The sequence below is a fragment of the Caulobacter sp. BE264 genome, from assembly GCF_031457805.1.
Taxonomy (GTDB): Bacteria; Pseudomonadota; Alphaproteobacteria; order Caulobacterales; family Caulobacteraceae; genus Caulobacter.
Genome location: NZ_JAVDXI010000003.1, coordinates 180,929 through 200,687, shown reverse-complemented (window position 1 = coordinate 200,687; position 19,759 = coordinate 180,929). Strand labels below are relative to the sequence as shown.

General features: G+C 67.5%; 21 protein-coding genes. 13 read left to right on the top strand and 8 right to left on the bottom strand.

What is annotated here, in order from left to right; genetic code table 11:
- Window positions 1-98: 98 nt before the first annotated feature.
- On the bottom strand, window positions 99-752 hold the full coding sequence (locus tag J2X45_RS09220) for a Spy/CpxP family protein refolding chaperone (protein WP_310213951.1): 654 nt from the start codon (window positions 750-752) through the stop codon (window positions 99-101).
- 219 nt (window positions 753-971) lie between these two features.
- On the opposite strand from J2X45_RS09220, the gene J2X45_RS09215 reads away from it, so the two are divergent.
- Window positions 972-1,865, top strand: a complete 894-nt coding sequence (locus J2X45_RS09215; RefSeq protein ID WP_310213949.1) for a DMT family transporter — start codon at window positions 972-974, stop codon at window positions 1,863-1,865.
- A 115-nt stretch (window positions 1,866-1,980) separates the two neighbouring features.
- On the opposite strand, the gene ccmB is transcribed toward J2X45_RS09215, so the two are convergent.
- Together ccmB and ccmA are read right to left on the bottom strand one after the other, a co-directional pair.
- Window positions 1,981-2,646 carry a heme exporter protein CcmB gene (ccmB, locus tag J2X45_RS09210; RefSeq protein ID WP_310213946.1) on the bottom strand — a complete coding sequence of 222 codons (666 nt, stop codon included), beginning with the start codon at window positions 2,644-2,646 and terminating at the stop codon, window positions 1,981-1,983.
- On the bottom strand, window positions 2,643-3,257 hold the full coding sequence (gene ccmA, locus J2X45_RS09205) for a heme ABC exporter ATP-binding protein CcmA (protein ID WP_310213944.1): 615 nt from the start codon (window positions 3,255-3,257) through the stop codon (window positions 2,643-2,645). The genes ccmB and ccmA overlap by 4 nt, the downstream gene beginning before the upstream one ends.
- A 183-nt stretch (window positions 3,258-3,440) precedes the next feature.
- Here ccmA and acnA point away from each other — a divergent pair, with 183 nt between their 5' ends.
- The 3 genes from acnA to J2X45_RS09190 all read left to right on the top strand — a co-directional run bounded on the left by acnA (window position 3,441) and on the right by J2X45_RS09190 (window position 7,901).
- Window positions 3,441-6,128: an aconitate hydratase AcnA gene (gene acnA / locus J2X45_RS09200; protein ID WP_310213943.1), complete on the top strand. Its 2,688-nt coding sequence runs from the start codon at window positions 3,441-3,443 to the stop codon at window positions 6,126-6,128.
- 168 nt (window positions 6,129-6,296) lie between these two features.
- Window positions 6,297-7,040 carry a thioredoxin family protein gene (locus J2X45_RS09195; RefSeq protein ID WP_310213942.1) on the top strand — a complete coding sequence of 248 codons (744 nt, stop codon included), beginning with the start codon at window positions 6,297-6,299 and terminating at the stop codon, window positions 7,038-7,040.
- A 528-nt stretch (window positions 7,041-7,568) separates the two neighbouring features.
- Window positions 7,569-7,901 (top strand): DUF2794 domain-containing protein, encoded by a 333-nt coding sequence (locus J2X45_RS09190; RefSeq protein WP_310213940.1) that lies wholly within the window; start codon window positions 7,569-7,571, stop codon window positions 7,899-7,901.
- Window positions 7,902-7,986: 85 nt separating this feature from the next.
- On the opposite strand, the gene J2X45_RS09185 is transcribed toward J2X45_RS09190, so the two are convergent.
- Window positions 7,987-8,739, bottom strand: coding sequence for a Bax inhibitor-1/YccA family protein (locus J2X45_RS09185; RefSeq protein ID WP_310213939.1), 753 nt, complete (start codon window positions 8,737-8,739; stop codon window positions 7,987-7,989).
- Between the two features lie 202 nt (window positions 8,740-8,941).
- On the opposite strand from J2X45_RS09185, the gene J2X45_RS09180 reads away from it, so the two are divergent.
- Both J2X45_RS09180 and thpR read left to right on the top strand, forming a co-directional pair.
- Window positions 8,942-9,994: an aldo/keto reductase gene (locus tag J2X45_RS09180; protein WP_310213938.1), complete on the top strand. Its 1,053-nt coding sequence runs from the start codon at window positions 8,942-8,944 to the stop codon at window positions 9,992-9,994.
- Between the two features lie 7 nt (window positions 9,995-10,001).
- Complete coding sequence (thpR, locus tag J2X45_RS09175) at window positions 10,002-10,541, top strand: RNA 2',3'-cyclic phosphodiesterase (RefSeq protein WP_310213936.1); 540 nt, start codon at window positions 10,002-10,004, stop codon at window positions 10,539-10,541.
- Here the strand turns inward: thpR and J2X45_RS09170 are convergent, their stop codons facing one another.
- Entirely contained in the window at window positions 10,542-10,925 is a 384-nt protein-coding gene (locus tag J2X45_RS09170; RefSeq protein ID WP_310213934.1) for a DUF2237 family protein, read from the bottom strand.
- 135 nt (window positions 10,926-11,060) lie between these two features.
- Here J2X45_RS09170 and J2X45_RS09165 point away from each other — a divergent pair, with 135 nt between their 5' ends.
- Together J2X45_RS09165 and J2X45_RS09160 are read left to right on the top strand one after the other, a co-directional pair.
- Window positions 11,061-11,948: a CoA ester lyase gene (locus J2X45_RS09165; protein ID WP_310213932.1), complete on the top strand. Its 888-nt coding sequence runs from the start codon at window positions 11,061-11,063 to the stop codon at window positions 11,946-11,948.
- A complete protein-coding gene (locus J2X45_RS09160) occupies window positions 11,830-13,014 on the top strand; it encodes a hypothetical protein (RefSeq protein WP_310213931.1) in 1,185 nt (394 codons plus the stop codon). The genes J2X45_RS09165 and J2X45_RS09160 overlap by 119 nt, the downstream gene beginning before the upstream one ends.
- Here the strand turns inward: J2X45_RS09160 and J2X45_RS09155 are convergent.
- Entirely contained in the window at window positions 13,011-13,436 is a 426-nt protein-coding gene (locus J2X45_RS09155) for an HIT domain-containing protein (RefSeq protein WP_310213930.1), read from the bottom strand. The genes J2X45_RS09160 and J2X45_RS09155 overlap by 4 nt on opposite strands.
- Window positions 13,429-14,475, bottom strand: coding sequence for a MaoC family dehydratase (locus tag J2X45_RS09150; RefSeq protein ID WP_310213929.1), 1,047 nt, complete (start codon window positions 14,473-14,475; stop codon window positions 13,429-13,431). Before J2X45_RS09150 ends, J2X45_RS09155 begins: the two co-directional genes overlap by 8 nt.
- Before the next feature lie 147 nt (window positions 14,476-14,622).
- Between J2X45_RS09150 and mdh the strand changes: the two genes are divergently transcribed.
- On the top strand, window positions 14,623-15,585 hold the full coding sequence (mdh, locus tag J2X45_RS09145; RefSeq protein ID WP_062098773.1) for a malate dehydrogenase: 963 nt from the start codon (window positions 14,623-14,625) through the stop codon (window positions 15,583-15,585).
- A gap of 62 nt (window positions 15,586-15,647) precedes the next feature.
- Here mdh and J2X45_RS09140 read toward each other — a convergent pair whose 3' ends face one another.
- Window positions 15,648-16,076 (bottom strand): CBS domain-containing protein, encoded by a 429-nt coding sequence (locus tag J2X45_RS09140; protein WP_310213927.1) that lies wholly within the window; start codon window positions 16,074-16,076, stop codon window positions 15,648-15,650.
- 106 nt (window positions 16,077-16,182) lie between these two features.
- Between J2X45_RS09140 and J2X45_RS09135 the strand changes: the two genes are divergently transcribed.
- From J2X45_RS09135 to rimM, 4 genes are all read left to right on the top strand, one after another.
- The gene (locus J2X45_RS09135) at window positions 16,183-16,689 is read left to right on the top strand and encodes a DUF1993 family protein (RefSeq protein ID WP_310213924.1); all 507 of its coding nucleotides are present in this window, start codon (window positions 16,183-16,185) and stop codon (window positions 16,687-16,689) included.
- A 402-nt stretch (window positions 16,690-17,091) separates the two neighbouring features.
- Window positions 17,092-18,618: a signal recognition particle protein gene (gene ffh, locus J2X45_RS09130; protein ID WP_310214404.1), complete on the top strand. Its 1,527-nt coding sequence runs from the start codon at window positions 17,092-17,094 to the stop codon at window positions 18,616-18,618.
- Between the two features lie 25 nt (window positions 18,619-18,643).
- On the top strand, window positions 18,644-19,126 hold the full coding sequence (gene rpsP / locus J2X45_RS09125) for a 30S ribosomal protein S16 (protein ID WP_310213922.1): 483 nt from the start codon (window positions 18,644-18,646) through the stop codon (window positions 19,124-19,126).
- Window positions 19,127-19,179: 53 nt separating this feature from the next.
- Window positions 19,180-19,746, top strand: a complete 567-nt coding sequence (gene rimM / locus J2X45_RS09120; RefSeq protein WP_310213921.1) for a ribosome maturation factor RimM — start codon at window positions 19,180-19,182, stop codon at window positions 19,744-19,746.
- Window positions 19,747-19,759: the final 13 nt, after the last annotated feature.

Genomic DNA, 19,759 nt, shown 5'->3' with positions numbered 1-19,759 from the left:
GGCTGCTTAGTGCGGCCGGCGCGCGCGGGCAATGGCCGTATCGCTACGGAGGGGAAGCGGCGCAAATTCTCGCGCCGCTTCCGCCGCAGAGCGGAAGGTCAGCCGACCTTGCGCTGGATGATCACCTTGCGGTCGCCGCCCTTGAACATGGCGGGGCCCTTGGTGTCGAAGCGCCGCACGAAGACGTGCTCGCCGCCGGCCATGCCGTCCTCGCCCATGCCCAGCACGTCGAAGGTCTTCTGCTGGCTCGGGGTCAGGGCGGTGTAGAAGGCGCGCGTCGCCTCGGCCCGCTGCTTCATGGCGTCGGCGGCCTTGGTCATGCGGTCGAGACGCTCCAGCGTCGTCATCGGCGCGCGCTCGGTCCATTCCATCTTGTCGCCGTCGGCCTTTTCGCCCTTTTCCCTTTTGACGACCTCGCGCTTGATCTCGATCTTCGGCGTGGTCGCCGCGACGAAGGCCTTCAGCGCGCCGTCCTGGTCGGGACGCAGCTGCAGGACGTCGCGAAGCCGCTGGGCGCGCTTTTCCGGATCGGCCGAGCGGCCGTGGCGCATCATCATGATGTCCATGCCCGGACCGGCCATGGCCATCATGCCCTCCATTGGCATGGGCGGCATGGGCGGCATGGGCGCTTCGGGCGGCGGTGGCGGCGCCGGCGGTGCGGGCGGCGCCGGGACCTGCGCGAGCGCCGCGCCGGCGATGAGGGTGGAGATGGCGGCGCCGGCGAAGGCCAGCTGAAGCGTTGTCTTACGCATGGTTGTGAGCTCCCTGTCGTAACTTGAAGCTGAAGCTTGGCCACCGGCTTATGGCGCGAAAATGTCCGCGTTCATGAACAATTCTACAGGTTTGCCCAGGATGGGTAACGCTGTTCGGCGCCGTGGCCCCGCCAGCTGACAGATCCTGGCGCATGCTCCCCTAGAAAAGTTCTGCGCGCCGTGCCATCGCCCGGCCTTGTCTTTGGGGCCGGAGTCCGCATGAAGTCGCTCGCCTTTGTCGCGCTGGCCCTCGCCGGGATCAGCTGGGGTCTCGGGTTTCCCACCGGAAAACTGATCCTGCGCGAGACCGACGCGGCCCACATGGTGCTGTTGCGGTTCCTGGTGGCCGCCCTGGCCGCCGCGCCGTTCGCCCTTCGCCGGCCAGAGGTCCGGGCGCTGTTCCGCTCGCCGATCGTGCTGCTGGCCGGGGCGCTGTACGGTGTGGCGTTCATGGTCCAGTTCGAGGGTCTGGCCCATGTCAGCGTCACCGTCGCGGCGCTTCTGGTCGGCGCCATGCCGGCGCTGATCGCCGTCAGCGCCCGGGTGCTGGGCGAGAAGGTCTCGCGCCTGTCCTGGGCCGGCGTGGCCGCCGCGACCCTGGGCGCGGCGCTGATCGCCGGAAAGCCTGACGGGGCCAGCTCGCCGCTGGGCGTAGCGCTGTCCATTGCGGCGTTGTTCCTATTCCTGACCTGGCTGCTGGTGCTGCGTCGCGCCCCGCCCGCGCCCAACCCGATGGCCATTCCGGCGGTGTCGATCATTGTCGCTGCGCTGGTGGTGCTGCCGATCGCCCTGGTCATGCACGGTCCGCCCAAGCTGGCGCTCAGTGCGCCCGCCTGGACCGCGATCATCGCCCAAGGCGTTCTGGCCACGCTTCTAGCGACCGCCGCCTGGCAATACGGCGCCGCCCAGGTCGGAGCGGCCAGCGCGGGGGTGTTCATCAATATCGAGCCGTTGATGGGCGCGGCCTGCGGGGTCTTGCTGTTCGGCGACCACCTGACCGCCGCCCTGTTCGCCGGCGGCCTCCTGATCATCGGCGGCAGCTTCGCGGTGGTGCTGGGCGAGCGTCAGGCCAAGCCCGGAGACCTCCAGGCCACCGTCGCGCCGACGCCGTAAAAGGCTGTCATCCCGGCCGCAGCGTAGCGGAGAGCCGGGACCGCGGCAGGCTCTGAGTTTCCGGTGGTCCCGGCTCCGCGCGCTTTGCGCTTGGCCGGGATGACAGTCTATCGGCTCAATCCAAGGCGCTCCGGCAGGCCGCGCCCATGGCCAGCGGGGTCAGCGCCACGGCGCCGACGCTATAAGCCAGCAGGAACAGCAGGCCGCCGGTCCAGGGCAGGCCCGCCGCATAACCGTCCAGGGCGCCGGCGCCGAAGATCACCGGCGGGGCGAACAGCGGCAGCACGATCACCGCCACCAGCAGGCCGCCGCGCTTGCTGCCCAAGGCCAGGGCCGCGCCGAGGCCGCCGAGGAAGGCGAAGGCCAGCCCCCCGGCCAGGGCGCAGAGCACCAGCAGCGGCATGACCTTGGGGTCTGCGCCCAGCATCAGCGCGGCGATGGGGGCGGCCAGCGCCAGCGGCGCGCCTGTCGCCAGCCACTGGGCCAGGCACTTGGCCACCGCCACGGCCTCGAGCGGCGCAGGGCCCATGGCGAGCAGATCGAGCGCGCCGTCCTCGTAGTCGCGCTCGAACAGGCGCTCCAGCGACAACAGCGCCGCGAGCGCCAGGGCCAGCCAGGCGATGCCCGGGGCGATCGCGGCCAGACGCTCAGGCGCGCGGCCTGACGCCATCGGCAGCAGCACGACGACGCAGGCGTAGAAGGTCAGGGCCAGCAGCGGTCCGCCGCCTTTGCCCCAGGCCAGAGCCAGCTCGCGCCGCAAAAGGACGCCGAAACCCTTCATGCGCCGATCTCCACGCTGCGCGCCGGGATCGGCAGGGGGTCGTGGACCGAGGCCAGGATCATGCCGCCGCCGGCGATATGCTCGGCCATGACCGCGCCAAACGCCGCGCGCTGTCCGGCGTCCAGGGGGGCCATCGGCTCATCCAGAAGCCAGAGCGACCGGGGGCTGGCCGCGAGGCGCGCGAGGGCGAGGCGTCGGCGCTGGCCGGCCGACAGGCGGCGGACCTCCAGGTCCAGCAAGCGGCGCAGATCGAATCGCTGGGCGGCGGCGCGGGCGCTCTCTTCGGTTCCGCCGGTCCACAGGGTCTGGAACCGCAGCTCCTCCCAGGCTGTGCGGCTGGACTTCAGGCCGTCTTGGTGGCCCAGCATGTGCAGGTGTTCGGCGTGCGCCGTGTCAGCTTCGACGGCGCCGTTGGCGTCCTCGAAGCCGATCGAACCGGCGGCCGGCCGCAAAAGGCCGGCGACGGCGCGCAGCAGGCTGGTCTTGCCCGCGCCATTTCGTCCCACCAGCGTCGCGGCCTCGCCGGTGCGAAGTGTCAGATCCAGCTTGGAAAACAGCGTTCGCTCGCCGCGCGAAATCGCGAGATCCTTAATGAGAACAGCTCTCAACACGCCAAGACCCCGCGCGTAACATGGACGTTGGTCGACGGCGGCGCTAAGAAGCGGCCGGTCGCCCCCCTCCAGTCGTTCAGGGTGGTACGCGGCGCGGAGGCGGAACCTGTGTGTCCCTTCCGATCTGCGCGTGATTCCGGGAGTGGTTTTCGGGCGGCCGTGGACAGAGAAGGATCCTTGAATATGGCGTCTGTGGACAGCCTCAAAGCCCGCCGCGAGCTCAAGGTCGGCAAACAGTCTTACGTCTATTACAGCCTTCGCGCCGCCGAGGAAGCCGGTCTTGCCGACGTTTCCTCGCTGCCGGTCTCGATGAAGGTGCTGCTCGAGAACCTCCTGCGTAACGAGGACGGCGTCTCGGTCAATGAAGACGACCTGAAGGCGGTCGCCGCCTGGCTCAACAACAAGGGCTCAGTCGAGCACGAGATCAGCTTCCGCCCCGCGCGCGTGCTGATGCAGGACTTCACCGGCGTTCCGGCCGTCGTCGACCTGGCCGCCATGCGCGACGCCATGGTCGCCCTGGGCGCCAACCCGGCCAAGATCAACCCGCTGAACCCGGTCGACCTCGTGATCGACCACTCGGTGATGGTCGACAACTTCGGCGACGCCAAGGCCTATGACGCCAACGTCAAGCGCGAGTACGAGCGCAACATCGAGCGCTACCGCTTCCTGCGCTGGGGCTCGTCGGCCTTCAACAACTTCCGCGTCGTGCCGCCCGGCACCGGCATCTGCCACCAGGTGAACCTCGAATACCTGGCCCAGACCGTGTGGACCAACGAGGTCGACGGCGAGCAGGTCGCCTATCCGGACACCGTCGTCGGCACCGACAGCCACACCACCATGGTCAACGGCCTGGCCGTTCTGGGCTGGGGCGTGGGCGGCATCGAGGCCGAGGCCGCGATGCTGGGCCAGCCGATCCCGATGCTGATCCCGGAAGTCATCGGCTTCAAGCTGACCGGCGCTATGCCGGAAGGCGCGACGGCCACCGATCTGGTGCTCACCGTCACCCAGATGCTGCGCAAGAAGGGCGTGGTCGGCAAGTTCGTCGAATTCTATGGCGACGCCCTGGCCAACCTGACCCTGGAAGACCAGGCGACGATCGCCAACATGGCTCCCGAATACGGCGCCACCTGCGGCTTCTTCCCGATCTCGGCCGCCACCATCGCCTATCTGAAGGGCACCGGCCGCACCGCCGATCGCGTCGCGCTCGTGGAAGCCTACGCCAAGGAGCAGGGCCTGTGGTGGGAGCCCGGCGTCGCCGAGCCGACCTTCACCGACACTCTGGAGCTGGACCTGTCGACCGTGCAGCCGTCGCTGGCCGGCCCCAAGCGTCCGCAGGACCGCGTCCTGCTGGCCGAGGCCTCGTACAAGTTCCAGGAGTCGCTGGTCGGCGAGTTCGGCAAGGCCGAGCAGCCTGACTTCCGCGCCCCGGTCGAAGGCGAGGACTTCGACGTTGGTCACGGCGACGTGGTCATCGCGGCCATCACCTCGTGCACCAACACCTCCAACCCCTCGGTGCTGATCGCCGCCGGCCTCCTGGCCAAGAACGCGGTCGCCAAGGGCCTGAAGGCCAAGCCGTGGGTCAAGACCTCGCTGGCCCCCGGCTCGCAGGTCGTCACCGACTATCTGGCCAAGGCCGGCCTGACCAAGCACCTCGACGCCCTGGGCTTCAACCTGGTCGGCTACGGCTGCACCACCTGCATCGGCAACTCGGGCCCGCTGCCGGAAGCCATCAGCAAGACGATCAACGACAACGACCTGGTCGCCTGCTCGGTGCTCTCGGGCAACCGCAACTTCGAAGGCCGCGTGAACCCGGACGTCCGCGCCAACTACCTGGCCTCGCCGCCGCTGGTGGTGGCCTACGCCCTGGCGGGCACCCTGAAGATCGACCTGGCCACCCAGCCGATCGGCAAGGACAAGAAGGGCAATGACGTCTTCCTGAAGGACATCTGGCCTTCGAACGAGGACATCGCCACCCTGCAGCGCAAGGCCATCAACGAGAAGATGTTCGCCAGCCGTTACGGCGATGTCTTCAAGGGCGACAAGAACTGGCAGGGCATCAACGTCACCGGCGGCCAGACCTACGCCTGGGAAGCCGACTCGACCTACGTCCAGAACCCGCCGTACTTCCCCAACATGTCGATGACGCCGGCCCCGGTGACCGACATCGTCGAAGCCCGGATCCTGGCCGTGTTCGGTGACTCGATCACCACCGACCACATCAGCCCGGCCGGTTCGATCAAGGCGTCCAGCCCGGCCGGCAAGTTCCTGATCGACAACGGCGTCCAGCCGGTGGACTTCAACGGCTACGGCGCCCGCCGCGGCAACCACCAGGTGATGATGCGCGGCACGTTCGCCAACATCCGGATCCGCAACAAGATCACGCCCGACATCGAAGGCGGCGTGACCAAGCACTTCCCGACCGGCGAAGTGATGTCGATCTACGACGCCGCCATGAAGTACCAGGAAGAAGGCCGCCCGGCGGTCGTCTTCGGCGGCAAGGAATACGGCACCGGCTCGTCGCGTGACTGGGCCGCCAAGGGCACCAAGCTCCTGGGCGTCCGCGCGGTGATCTGCGAAAGCTTCGAGCGTATCCACCGTTCGAACCTCGTCGGCATGGGCGTGCTGCCGCTGCAGTTCGTCCAGGACGGCTGGCAGAAGCTGGAGCTGACCGGCGAGGAGATCGTCTCGATCCGTGGCCTCACCGACCTGGCGCCGCGCAAGCAGCTGATCGTCGAGCTCTATCGCCCGACCGACGGCCGCATCGCTCGCTTCCCGGTCCGTTGCCGTATCGATACGCCGACCGAACTTGAGTACTTCAAGAACGGCGGCGTGCTGAACTACGTGCTGCGCAATCTGGCCAAGGCCGACTAAGCCGCACGTTCCAGCGACTCGAAAAGACGGCCGGTCCCTCGCGGGGCCGGCCGTTTTCGTTTGTGAGGCGAATTGACAACGATGTCGGTGCGCTTTCTCCCCACATGACACCGCTATTCACGGCCTCGTGAACGGCTAAGAGGGGCGTTCTTGGCTTAAGTGCGCTCAATGCGTAAGGCCGCCCCTTCCCTGTTCAGCCTGGTTTTGTCCGGCGTCGTCGCCACCCTGTCATGGGGGGGTGTCGCGTGGGCGCAAAAGCCGCCCGTGGTGGTGGAGCTCTTCACGGCCCAAGGCTGCTCGTCGTGCGGCAAGGCCAATCAGGTCGCCGCCGATCTGGCCAAGCAGGACGGGGTCCTGGCCCTGACCTATGCGGTCGACTACTGGGATTATCTGGGCTGGAAGGACACCTTCGCCAAACCCGTCTTCGCTGACCGCCAGCGCGCCTACGCCAAGAAGTTCGCCCTTCGCGACGTGCCCACGCCGCAGATGGTGGTGGCCGGCCGCGTTCAGGCCTCCGGGACCAAGGCCGAGGCGGTCGAGGACCTGGTGAAGGCGGCGGCCCGCGCGCGCCTGAACCCGCCGGACATGCAGTTCATCGGCAAGGCCCGCGTCGCGGTGGGCTCGGGTCCGGCCCCGCGTGGCGGCGGCGAGGTCTGGCTGGTCCGCTACGATCCGCGCGAGCAGGACATCGCCATCAAGCGCGGCGACAACAAGGGGCAGACCCTGGTTCACCGGAATGTCGTCCGTGAACTGGTGAGGCTGGGTCCCTGGGCCGGAAAGCCGAAGCTCTATCGCCTGCCCGCCGCCAACGACGACGACCTCGTGACGGTCGTGCTGCTTCAGGGCGCCAAGGGCGGACGCATCCTGGGCGTCCTGCAGAGCGCGGGCGAGGCCAAGCGCGCCGAGCGCTGATTCGGAAAGCCGGACAAGGAAAACCCGCGCGGCTGGAGGGGACGAGCCGCGCGGGTCCTTTTGTCAGCCGAAGACGACCGTTGGTGACCGGGAGGGCTGGGGGCTGGTCAGGAACCCGGTCCGGTCGTCTTCGACGCTTCTGTTATTGCGGCCTAACCGGGCGGGGGATCGACCAAAACAAGGTCGTTTCACGGCGCGGTGTGACCCTCCTGCGGCGCTGGCCGTGAGCGACGCGCGAAAAAGCCCGCGCGGTGGGGGGTGTCCGCGCGGGCTCATTTCGGGGGAGGGGATATAGGTTTGTCGGCTGACCGGCCCATGATCTGGGGGGCTGGGGGGGCTGTTCAGGATCCTGGACCACAGGGTGTCCGATCAGCCGACATGAGCTTTATCGCCTCGCAAACGGGCGGACGAAGGACCGAATTAAGGTCATATCGGGGCGCACCGTGACGGGTGCGTAGCATTCCCGGCGGGCGTGACCGTCGCGACACGGATGGTTTCAATCCGTCGATTTGGCGCTAGATTCCGACCATGGCTCTGGAGTCTTCATCCGCGCCGGTCAGCGGCGTCGTTTTCTTCGAGCGGCGTGAGCTCGACCAGCTCATGCGGCTGTACGGTCGCATGGTGGCGGCCGGAGAGTGGCGCGACTACGGCATCGCGGGCCTGTCCGAGAGCGCTGTGTTCTCCATCTTCCGCCATGCGGCCGAAGCGCCGCTCTACCGTGTGGAAAAACGCCCGGCCCTGGCGCGCAGGCAGGGGGCCTGGGCCGTCTATGGGCAAGGCGGGCAGATCCTGAAGCGGGGCCATGAACTGGCCCAGGTCCTGCGCGTCTTCGAGAAGGGCAGGTTCTCGGTCATCGACTGAGCCGTTTGGCTGGCGCTCCAAAGGAAAAGCCCCGGCGGAGGTCCGCCGGGGCTTCCGTCATCGCCAGGCGATGAGGTTCTCCAACCTATTCGCGATTGCCGCCCAGGAACGACAGCAGGAATTGGAACAGGTTGATGAAGTTGATGTAGAGGCTCAGCGCGCCGAAGTTAGTCGCCACCGCCATCGAGGCGCGGTCGCCGCCCAATTCGTAGTAGGTCATCTTCAGGCGCTGGGTGTCATAGGCGATCAGGCCCGAGAAGATGAACACGCCCAGAACGTTGATCGCGAACAGCAGCGCCGGGCTCTTCAGGAAGATGCTGACGATCGAAGCGACGATCAGGCCGATCACCCCCATCATCAGGAAGCTGCCGAAGCCGGTCAGGTCCTTCTTGGTGGTGTAGCCAAACAGGCTGAGGCCACCAAAAGCCGTGGCGGTCACGAAGAAGGTCGCGGCGACCGATTCGCCCGTATAGCGCAGCATCACCGCGCCCAGCGACGCGCCGATCAGCGAGACGATGGTCCAGTACAGCGCGCCGGCCGTCTGGGGCTTGGGGTTACGCATCGCGAAGCCCGCGACCAGCATCAGCACCAGCGGCGCGAAGGCCACCACCATGTAGAGCGGGGTCACGCCGGCGAGACGGCCGCCCTGCACCACGAACAGCAGGTCGCGGACCGCGGGGACGGACGAGGTGGCGTAGGCGAGAGCGCCTGAAACCACCAGACCCAGCGCCACCTTGTTGTAGACGCCGAGCATGAATTTGCGCAGGCCGGCGTCAACCGACATGTCGGCGCGATCCGCCGGGATCGAGCGCGCATAGCCGCGGTTGAAGTCGTTCATCGAATAAGCCCTTGAGCTAGGCGTCCACCATGGACGCGTCTCGAATATCGTGTGTCGCGCGCCGGGACGCAATCCCCCACCCTATGCGTTCATGGTATGCGTTCGCGAAAGCGCTGCGACCCCGCCTCTCCTAGCGTGCGTCTTGCGACGCGCCCGCGGACCCTCCTACAACGCTCATCCTGCGAAAAAGAGGCATCTCCCGATGGAATACGCCAAGCTTGGCCGGACGGACGTGATGGTGTCGCGTTGTTGTCTGGGAACCATGACCTGGGGCTCCCAGAACTCCGAGGCCGAGGCCCACGAGCAGATGGACTATGCGCTGAGCCGGGGCGTGAACTTCTGGGATACGGCGGAACTCTACGCCAGCCCGCCCAATCCCGAGACGCAAGGCCTGACCGAGACCTATATCGGCTCGTGGTTGCGCAAGACCGGCAAGCGGTCCGAGATCGTGCTGGCCTCCAAGGTCGCCGGCCAAGGTGCGGCCTTCGGCGGCCTGCCCTGGCTGCGCAAGGACGGTGCGGTGACGCGCCAGACCAAGACCCAGATCGACGAGGCGGTCGAGGGCTCGTTGCGGCGGCTCGGGACCGACTATCTGGATCTCTACCAGCTGCACTGGCCCGACCGTCGGGTGCGGGTGTTCGGCGGCCAGACCTACAAGGACTACAGCCTCGAATTCGAGCGCTTCGGCGACATCCTGCAGGCGCTGGACGCGCACGTGAAGAAGGGCAATATCCGCCACGTCGGGGTCTCGAACGAGTTCCCCTGGGGCGTGATGCGCTTCCTGTCGGAGAGCGATACGCGCGGCCTGCCCCGCATCGCCTCGATCCAGAACGCCTATCACCTGGCCAACCGCACCTTCGAATACGGTCTGGCCGAGATCGCCATGCGCGAGCAGGTCGGGCTCCTGGCCTATTCGCCCCTGGCCCAGGGCCAGTTGACGGGCAAGTATCTGGACGGCGCGCTCCCGCCGGGCTCGCGCAAGGCGCTCTATGACCGGATGCAGCGCTATGAGGGCCCCGGCGCGCTGGAGGCGTTCCGCAGTTATGTCGATCTGGCCCGTGCGCACGGCCTGGATCCGGCCCAGCTGGCGCTGAAGTTCTGCGACGCGCGCCCGTTCGTCACCGCCACCATCATCGGCGCCACCTCGATGGAACAGCTGAAGACCAATATCGACGCCTTCGACCTGGCTTGGACCGACGAGCTGGAGAAGGCGGTCGACGCCATCCACCTGCGTCACCCCAATCCGTGCCCGTAGCGCGTCGATGATCCGCCTCTTCACCGCCATCGCGATCCCGCCTGAAATCGGCGAGGGCCTGCTCGCGCGCCAACACGGGATCGAGGGCGCGCGCTGGCGGCCGCTGGAGGCGTTTCACATCACCCTGCGCTTCGTCGGCGACGTGGCCGAGGACGTCGCCGCCGATCTCGACGAGGCGTTGGCGGAGATCGCCGCCGCGCCGTTCGACCTGACGCTGGCCGGCGCAGGTCACTTCGGCGAGGGCGCTGATATTCATGCCGTCTGGGCCGGGGTCGACGAGAGCGCGCCCCTTCGCCAGCTGCAGAAGGGCCACGAGCGGGCGGCGCGGACCGCAGGTCTGAAGCCTGAGAGCCGTCTCTATACCCCGCACGTGACCCTGGCCTATCTGAAGCGGCCTTCGGTTCCCGAGGTCGGCGCCTGGCTGCAGGCTAACAACCTGCTACGCGCGCCGGCATTCAGGGTCGATCGCTTCGGGCTCTATTCCAGCTGGCGGACGCACGAGGGCTCGACCTATCGACTGGAACGCGAGTACCCGCTGGAAGCCTGATCAGGCTGCAGCGTGGTCCTTGAGGACACCCAGCGGAACCACCGCCAGCATCTCCTCATGCGTGGCCTCGAGCACCACCTGGGGCGCAACGCCGGCATCCAGGGCCTCTTTCCACCGACCGGCGCACAGGCACCAGCGATCGCCCGGCTTCAGCCCCGGGAAGGCGAGGTCCGGACGGGGCGTCGAGAGATCGTTGCCCTGGGCCTTCGAGAACGCCAGGAAGTCGCTGGTCATCACCGCGCAGACCGTGTGCAGGCCCAGATCGTGCGGGCCCGTCTCGCAACAGCCATTGCGATAGAAGCCAGTGACGGGGTTGAATGAGCACGGCGCCAGCGCCTGGCCGAGCACGTTCCTGGCGTCTTTGTCATAGCGGGTGATGGTCATGGCGCGATCCTGCGCTCCAGACCGGCGAGCGGCAAGACGTCTCCCCGTGGCGATGATTTGCGCCAGGAAGGCTTTTGCTGCGTCGCAGCAATGCTAAGGTCGCCGCAAAGCAGAAAAGACCGCAGGGGAGTTCCAATGACCACCGCCCAAGCCAACCGTCCGCGCCGCAGCGCCCTCTATATGCCCGCCTCCAACGCCAAGGCGGTCGAGAAGGCCCGCACTCTGGACGCCGACGTCATCATCCTGGACCTGGAAGACGCCGTCGCCCCCGAAATGAAGCCCGCCGCGCGCGAAGCGGCCGTGGCGGCGGTGAAGGCGGGCGGATTTGGACCCCGCGAAGTGGTCATCCGGGTCAATGGGATCGATACGCCCTGGGGCGCGGAAGACCTGGCCGCCGCCGCCGAGGCGGGACCGGACGCGGTGCTCGTGCCCAAGGTCAATGACGCGGCCGACGTGCGCCTCTATGACCAGCACCTGACGGCCGCGCCGCCCAGCACGCGCCTCTGGACCATGATCGAGACGGGGAAGGCGGCCTTCCACCTGTGGGAGATCGCCGAGGCTCGCCATGGCACGCGTCTGTCGGCCTGGGTGATGGGCGTCAACGACTTCGCCAAGGAGATGCGCGCCCGCCAGACCCCGGATCGCGCGCCCTTCCTGCCGCTGCTGACCCTGTCGGTCGCCGCCGCGCGGGCCCACGGGCTGACGATTCTGGACGGCGTGCACAATGACATCGAGGATCTAGCGGCTCTCGAGGCGGTCTGTGTTCAGGGCGTCGATTTCGGCTTCGACGGAAAGACGCTGATCCATCCCAAGCATCTGGAAATCTGCAACCGCGTCTTCTCACCGTCGCCAGAGGACGTCGCGTGGAGCCATGCGGTGATCGCGGCCTTCAACGCGCCCGAAAATGCTGGCAAAGGCGCTCTGCGAGTCGATGGAAAGATGGCCGAGCGCTTGCATCTGGCGCAGGCAGAGCGTCTTGTCGCGGTGGCGGAGGCCATTTCGGGACGGTCGGCCCACGGTTAGGCGACCCAAGGTCAGGCGGCGGTTGAAGGTTTCTATGCGGGCTATCGTTCTCTCCGTCGTCCTGGTCGCCAGCCCAGCGCTGGCGCAGCAGCAGACACCGGCGATGCCTCCGCTCTCGGACTATGTACCGACCTTCGGGACGCAGAGCGCGCCGCCCAGCGCTCAGCCCGCCCCTCCGGCTGCGCCGGGACCGGAAGCGCCGGCGAGCACGGCGCCGCAGACCACGCCGCCCGGCGTCGATCCCGCCCAAGTCCCAGAGGCCCTGGACCCGCTGGCCGACCTGATCGCCCAGAGCGCCCAGACCCTCGATGAAGAGGCGGCTGAAACGGCTGCGGCGCCGGCCCCGCGCCGTCGCGGCCGGATTCTGCCGATTCCACCGCCCGAGTCGGAAGCCCCGACCACGCCCGGCGCCTACCTGACGACCGCCCAGATCTATGAGCTCAGGGTCAAGGGCTCCGTGGCGGCGGCGCAGAATCTGCAAGGTCCGCTCGACGGAAGCTGGAAGGTCACCAGCGCCGATGGCGCGCACCTCTTGGCTCTGCAGATCGTCGACAAAGTCGGCGGCGCGAGCGAGCTCGAAGGCGCCTGGCGGGATGTGCGCCGGCCCGGCTCGGTCGGCTCGACGGGTCTGATCGACGACCTCCGGCAGGACGGCGATCAGATCATCGCCCGCTTCAGTCCGCGCGGCGGCGAATCCGCCGTGCTGACCTTGCGTCGCGTGGGTTACGAGGTCTGGTCAGGCGAACTCTACGAGAACGGGGCCCCCATCGCAGTGCGGGCCGAACGGATCCTGCCCGAGGCGCCGCCGGGATACGAGGCGCAGGGGCGCGGCCCCTATGTCTGGCCGCCGCGCGTCGCCGCCAGCCGTCCGGCGCCGGCCGCCAAGGCCGTCTGCTCGACCAAGGGCAAGAAGGGCAAGGCGCTGAAGGCCGCCAAGGCCAAGTGCGCCGCTGCGGTCAAGAAGACCAAGGCCTCGGCGGGCAAGAAGGGCAAGTCTAAGGCCACCGCCGCCCGCAAGGGCAAAGGCAAGGCGACGGCCGCCAAGAGCGCGAAAAAGAAGCGTTAGCGGGCCAAGGCTTCGCGCGCCGCAGCGATCGCCGCCTCGCGGATCGCCGCGCCGTAGGCCAGCGCAGCGCTATGGCCCCAAACCGGGCCTGGCCATGCAGGGTCGTCGCCCCGTCGCCCGACGACGTGGACATGGAGCTGAGCGGTGACATTGCCCAAGGCGCCGACGTTCAGCTTCTCGACGGCGAACCCCAGCGTCGCCCCCACGGCCCGGACAGCAGCTCCAGCACAGATGGTCTCTTCCAGGAGCAGCGCGCGATCGGTCGGACTCAGGTCCTCCAGCTCCCGCAGGCCCGGCCGGCGGGGGATCAGCACCAGCCAGGGGTAGCGGGCGTCGTCCTGTAGCCGGACCTCGCACAGCGGCAGGTCGCCGACGCGATGCGAGGTCGCCACGAAGGCGGGATCGAGCTGGAACTCAGCCACGCTTGGGAACCGCCGCCCAATAATCGAAGTCCAGGATCACGGCCGGGTTGTAGACGCCCTCGGCGTCCTTGTCTGGGAAGTCGTCGCAAGGACGATCCTTGGTGGCTACGAGGCGAAGGCGCAGGGCGCCGGCGGCCCCAAGATCGGCCTTGTCCAGCACCTGGCTCCAGGCGAACACCGTGCCGCCGGCGAAGAACGGCGCCACGTGCCGCCCACCGTTGATGGCCAGGATCAGGCCTGCGTTCTGCAAGCCGTTGAACGACAGCGCCTTGGCCGTCGAGATCACCACGCCGCCATAGACGAGGCGCTTGCCGGACGGGTCCTTGGCGCGTTCGAACTGGTTGAAGTGAACCTTGGCGGTGTTCTGCCACAGACGCGTGGCCATCTGATGTTCCGCCTCTTCCACGGCCATGCCGTCGACGTGGTCGATCTTCTCGCCGATCTCATAGTCCTCGAAGGCGTGCGGTGCGCCGGCGAGCGACCAGTCATAGCCCGAAAAGTCCAGGCCCGCCGGCAGCGCCAGATCCGCCGCCGCGACGGCGCCGGCCAGGGACGGAACCACCTGCTCGGCGATCTCGGCCTCGGCGTCGCGCTTGCGCACCATCACCCAGCGCACATAGCTCAGCACCGCCTCGCCGCGCTGGTTCATGCCGGTGGTGCGCACATAGACGACCCCGGTCTTGCGGTTGGAGTTCTCCTTCAGCCCGATGACGTCCGAGACGGCGCTGAGAGTGTCGCCCGGGAAGACCGGCGCCAGGAAGCGGCCCTCGGCGTAGCCCAGATTGGCCACGGCGTTCAGACTGATGTCGGGCACGGTCTTCCCAAACACCACGTGGAACGCGATCAGCGGGTCGACGGGGGCGGACATAAGGCCGCAGGCCTGGGCGAAGGCGTCGGACGAAAACAGCGAGAACCGGGGACCATAGAGCGCGGTGTAGAGCGCGACGTCGCCCGCCGTGACCGTGCGCGGCGTGGCGTGAACCAGCCTTTGGCCCAGTCGGAAATCCTCGAAATAGTTTCCGGGATCGGTCTTGCTCATCGTGCCCCTCGCCCCTGGCGCTGCTTATCGTTGTTAAGTCGACTTTGCCGCAGTGCAGCGAAACGGGAAAGGGGGCTTGAGGCCGGGCCGCTACAGGTCTAGACCGCGCCCCGAGATTTGACTGTCCACAGCCTTGATGGAGACCCCATGGCTCGCGCGAAGATCGCCCTTATCGGCGCCGGCATGATCGGCGGCACCCTGGCCCACATCGCCGCTCGCGAAGAGCTGGGCGACGTGATCCTGTTCGACATCGCCGAAGGCACCCCGCAGGGTAAGGCCCTCGACATCGCCGAAGCCTCGGCGGTGTTCGGCAAGGATGTGGCCCTGAAGGGCGCCAACGACTACGCCGACATCGCCGGAGCCGACGTCTGCATCGTGACCGCCGGCGTGCCGCGCAAGCCGGGCATGAGCCGCGACGACCTCTTGGGCATCAACCTGAAGGTCATGAAGGCCGTCGGCGAAGGCATCAAGCAGCATGCCCCCAACGCGTTCGTCATCTGCATCACCAACCCGCTCGACGCGATGGTCTGGGCTCTGCAGCAGTTCTCGGGCCTGCCGAAGGAAAAGGTCATCGGCATGGCCGGCGTCCTCGACTCGGCCCGCTTCGCCTACTTCCTAGCCGAAGCCACCGGCGTGTCCGTCGAAGACATCCACGCCTGGACCCTGGGCGGTCACGGCGACGACATGGTGCCGATGGTCCGTCACTCGACCGTCGGCGGCCTGCCGCTGCCGGAACTGGTCAAGCAAGGCTGGCTGACCCAGGACAAGCTGGACGCCATCGTCGAGCGCACCCGCAAGGGCGGCGGCGAGATCGTCGCCCTCCTGAAGACCGGCTCGGCCTTCTACGCGCCGGCCGAGAGCGCCATCGCCATGGCGACCTCGTACCTGAAGGACAAGAAGCGCGTCCTGCCGTGCGCTACCTACCTGACCGGCCAATACGGCCTGAACGACCTCTATGTCGGCGTGCCGGTGGTCATCGGCGCCGGCGGCGCCGAGAAAATCGTCGAGTTCGAAACCAACGACGACGAAAAGGCGATGTTCGCCAAGTCGGTCGAGTCGGTGAAGGGCCTGATGGAAGCCTGCAAGGCCATCGACAGCTCGCTGGTCTAAGCGGTCTTCGACTGCGAAATGACGAAGGGCGGCTCCTCGCGGGGCCGCCCTTTTTTCTTGGTCTAGCGCGCCTCGTCGGACTCCTGCGAGATCTCCTCCAGGGTCTTGCCGACCTGCTTGGCGCCGTAGTCCTTGGCCACGTCGCCGAGCGAGAGAATGCCGGTGAGCGCGCCGGCGTCGTTCAGCACCACGAGGCGCCGGACCTGGTGGTTGGCCATCTTGGCGGTGGCGTCGGCCAGGACGTCGTCCTCTTTCACGCTCAGCACCTCGCCGTCCGACATCGCCTCGGAGACGGGGCTGTCGAAGCTGCGGCCTTCGGCGACCACCCGCAGGACGATGTCGCGGTCGGTGACCACGCCCACCACCTTGCCGTCCTCGACCACGGGAACGACCCCGCTTTCGACCTTGGCCATCGTTTGGGCGACCTGGCGGATGCTGTCGGTGGGGCGCGCGGTCGAGACCTGGCTGGTCATGGCGTCGCTGACTTTCATGGGGATTGCCTCGTGATTGGATATCGAGGCGTAAAACCCCTCGCCGCCATCTCCCGTTCCGCGCTCGCGCGCCCTATCTAGGCGCATCGTTCAAGCGGAGCTTCTCATGTCGATCTCGATCCACCAGGCCAGCGTCCCTGTTTTCTTCCAGGGCCTGAAAGGTCTGAAGGGCGTGCTGACCAAGGCGGCCGCCCAGGTCGAGGCCAAGGGCTGGGATCCGGACGCGCTGCTGAAGGCGCGCCTGTATCCCGACATGTTCCCGCTGATCCGCCAGGTGCAGATCGCCACCGACTTCGCCAAGGGCTGCTGCGCGCGCCTGGCCGGTGAAGAGGTTCCGGCCTGGGACGACGTCGAAACCAGCTTCGCCGAGCTGATCGCCCGCATCGACCGGGCCATCGCCTATGTCGAGGGCCTGGACCCCGCCGCTTTCGAGGGCGCCGAGGATCGCGACATCACCCTGACCCGTCGCGGCGAGACCAGCGTGGTCAAGGGGCTGGCCTATTTCCAGGGCCAGGCCCAGCCGAACTTCTTCTTCCACCTGACGACCGCCTACGCGATCCTGCGCCACAACGGCGTCGAGGTCGGCAAGCGCGACTATCTGGGCATGGCCTGAGCCGGTCCAAGTCCGATCTCCCCGGCGAATGCCGGGGTCCAGATCTCATGGCGATGCGAATGACCGGAACGGTCCAGAGCCTCTAGACCCAACCTCAGCTCCTTTTCATCTGGGTCCCGGCATTCGCCGGGAAGGTCGGATGGAGGGCTGCTTTTGACTCCGTAGCCTTTTTCAGCCATAAGCCCCGGCTTCCGGCGCTTTATCAGCAGCGCCTCCACCGTCACGACCCCGGCCTGTTAGCGCAGGACCCATCCGGACGAGGACGGCGAGGACCCCCGTCGACGTGATCGTCCACGGGGGCTGATCGCGTTTGGACCCCGGTCTGTTCTTCGAACAGGCCGAAGCAAGACAAAGAGTCGGAACGTGACGCGTCACGTTCCAGGGTATTCAACAGGGTTCGACATGTTCGACGGCCTTACAGAGCGACTTTCCGGCGTCTTTGAACGCCTCGGCGGTCGCGGCGTGCTGTCCGAAAAGGACATCGACGAGGCGCTGCGCGAGGTTCGCGTCGCCCTGCTCGAGGCCGACGTCGCTCTTCCGGTCGTCAAGGACTTCATCTCCAAGGCCAAGGAGCTGGCCTCGGGCGAGGCCGTCATCCGCTCGGTCAAGCCGGCCGACCAGGTGGTCAAGATCGTCTATGACGGTCTGGTGGACATGCTGGGCGGCGAGCAGCCGACCGGCCTGAACCTGGCGCTCAACCCGCCTTCGGTCATCCTGATGGCCGGTCTGCAAGGCTCGGGTAAGACCACCACCACCGGCAAGCTGGCCCTTCGCCTGTCGAAGACCGACCGCAAGAAGGTTCTGGTCGCTTCGCTCGACACCCGCCGCCCGGCGGCCATGGAGCAGCTGGCGACCCTGGCCAAACAGGTCGAGGTCGAGAGCCTGCCGATCGTCGCGGGCCAGAGCGCTCCGGACATCGCCAAGCGCGCCCTGACCGCCGCCAAGCTGGGCGGCTATGACGTCCTGATCCTCGACACCGCCGGCCGCACGACGCTGGACGAGTCGATGATGAGCGAGGCGGCCGAGATCGCTCGCATCGCCAGCCCCTCGGAAACCATCCTGGTCGCCGACAGCCTGACCGGTCAGGACGCCGTGCGCACGGCCAAGGCGTTCCACGAGCGCCTGCCGCTCACGGGCCTGATCCTGACCCGCGCCGACGGCGACGGCCGGGGCGGTGCGGCGCTGTCGATGCGCCATGTCACCGGCCTGCCGATCAAGTTCCTCGGCGCCGGCGAAAAGATCGACCAGCTGGACGTGTTCGACGCCCGCCGCGTCGCAGGCCGGATTCTCGGTCAGGGCGACGTCGTGGCCCTGGTGGAGAAGGCTGCCGCCGATCTCGACCAGGCCGAAGCCGAGCGCATGGCCAAGAAGCTGGCCAAGGGCAAGTTCGACCTCGACGACCTGGCGGCCCAGCTGAAGCAGATGCAGAAGATGGGCGGCATGGAAGGCATCATGGGCCTCCTGCCGGGCGTCCAGAAGGTCAAGAAACAGATCGCCGAGAGCGGCGTCGACGACAGCATCTTCCGTCGCCAGCAGGCGATCATCAGCTCGATGACCAAGGAAGAGCGCAAGAAGCCCGACATTCTCGCAGCCTCGCGCAAGCGCCGCATCGCGGCCGGCGCCGGCGTCGACGTGGCCGAGGTCAATCGCCTGCTCAAGCAACACCGCCAGATGGCCGACATGTTCAAGGCCATGTCCAAGGACGGCGGCAAGGGCCTGGCCCGCATGGCCCAGATGATGGGCGGCGGCGACATGGCGCGTCTTAAGAACCTGGGCGGCGGCAAGATGCCGGCGCCCGATCCCAATGCAGCGGGGGGCCAAGGCCTCCCGGGGCTGCCCGGTCTGCCGGGCCTCGGGACTGGCGGCGACGCCAAGCCCAACCCTCTCTCCGGCCTGGGCCTGCCCGGCTTCAACCCGTTCAAGAAATAGAACTTTAGACCTAAGGACTACCGATATGCTGAAGATCCGTCTCGCCCGTGGCGGCGCCAAGAAGCGTCCGTACTACTCGATCGTCGTCGCTGACAGCCACTCGCCGCGCGATGGCCGCTTCATCGAGAAGGTCGGCACCTACAACCCGCTCCTCAAGAAGGACGACGCCAACCGCGTCACCCTGAAGGTCGAATCGATCCAGGAGTGGCTCAAGAAGGGCGCCCAGCCGACCGACCGCGTCGCCCGCTTCCTGGCCGCCCAAGGCCTGGTCGCCTGGACGCACGGCAACAACCCGGAAAAGGGCAAGCCGGGCAAGAAGGCGCAAGAGCGTCTGGCCGAGCGCGCTCAGCGTGAAGAAGAGCGCAAGCAAGCCGAAGCCGACGCCAAGGCCGCCGCTGAAGCCGAGAAGGCCGCCGCCGCCGAAGCCGCCGCCGCTGCGGCCGCTGCTCCGGCTGAAGAGGCTCCGGCCGCCGAAGCTCCGGCTGCTGAAGAAACCACCGAAGGCTAAGGGTTCCAGCGCCGTCGATCCTCACGGGTCGGCGGCGCGACTCTGTCCAGACGATGGCTGTGTCTCCCGACGATCCGCTGATCCTGGTCGGCCGCGTGGCCGGTGGCTTCGGCGTGCGCGGCGAGGTGCGGATTACGACCTATACCGAAGACCCGATGAGCATCGCGGGCTTCAAGACGCTGAAGCGCCAGGACGGCTCGCCGGCCCTGACCATCGCCTCAGCGCGCAAGACCAAGGACGGCGTCGTCTGCCGCTGTCCTGGGATTGAAACGAAAGAGGCGGCCGACGCCCTGCGCGGCCTTCGGCTTTACGTCCCTCGCTCGGCTTTGCCCGAGCCCGACGAGGACGAGTTCTATCTGACCGACCTGGTCGGCCTCGCGGTCCGCCATATCCAGACGAACGCCCTGCTGGGTCGCGTGAAGAGCGTCCAGAACTTTGGCGCCGGTGACATTCTCGAGATTACCCCAGACCTGGGCGGCCCGACCTGGTACCTGCCGTTCACGCGGGCGGCTGTGCCGGAGGTGAAGATCAGCGAAGGTCTAATCCTGGCCGATCCGCCGGCACTGGTCGGCGAGGCCGAGGGGCCGGTCGAAGACGACGAGTTGGGCGACCGGGACTGATTGTCCCAGAGGA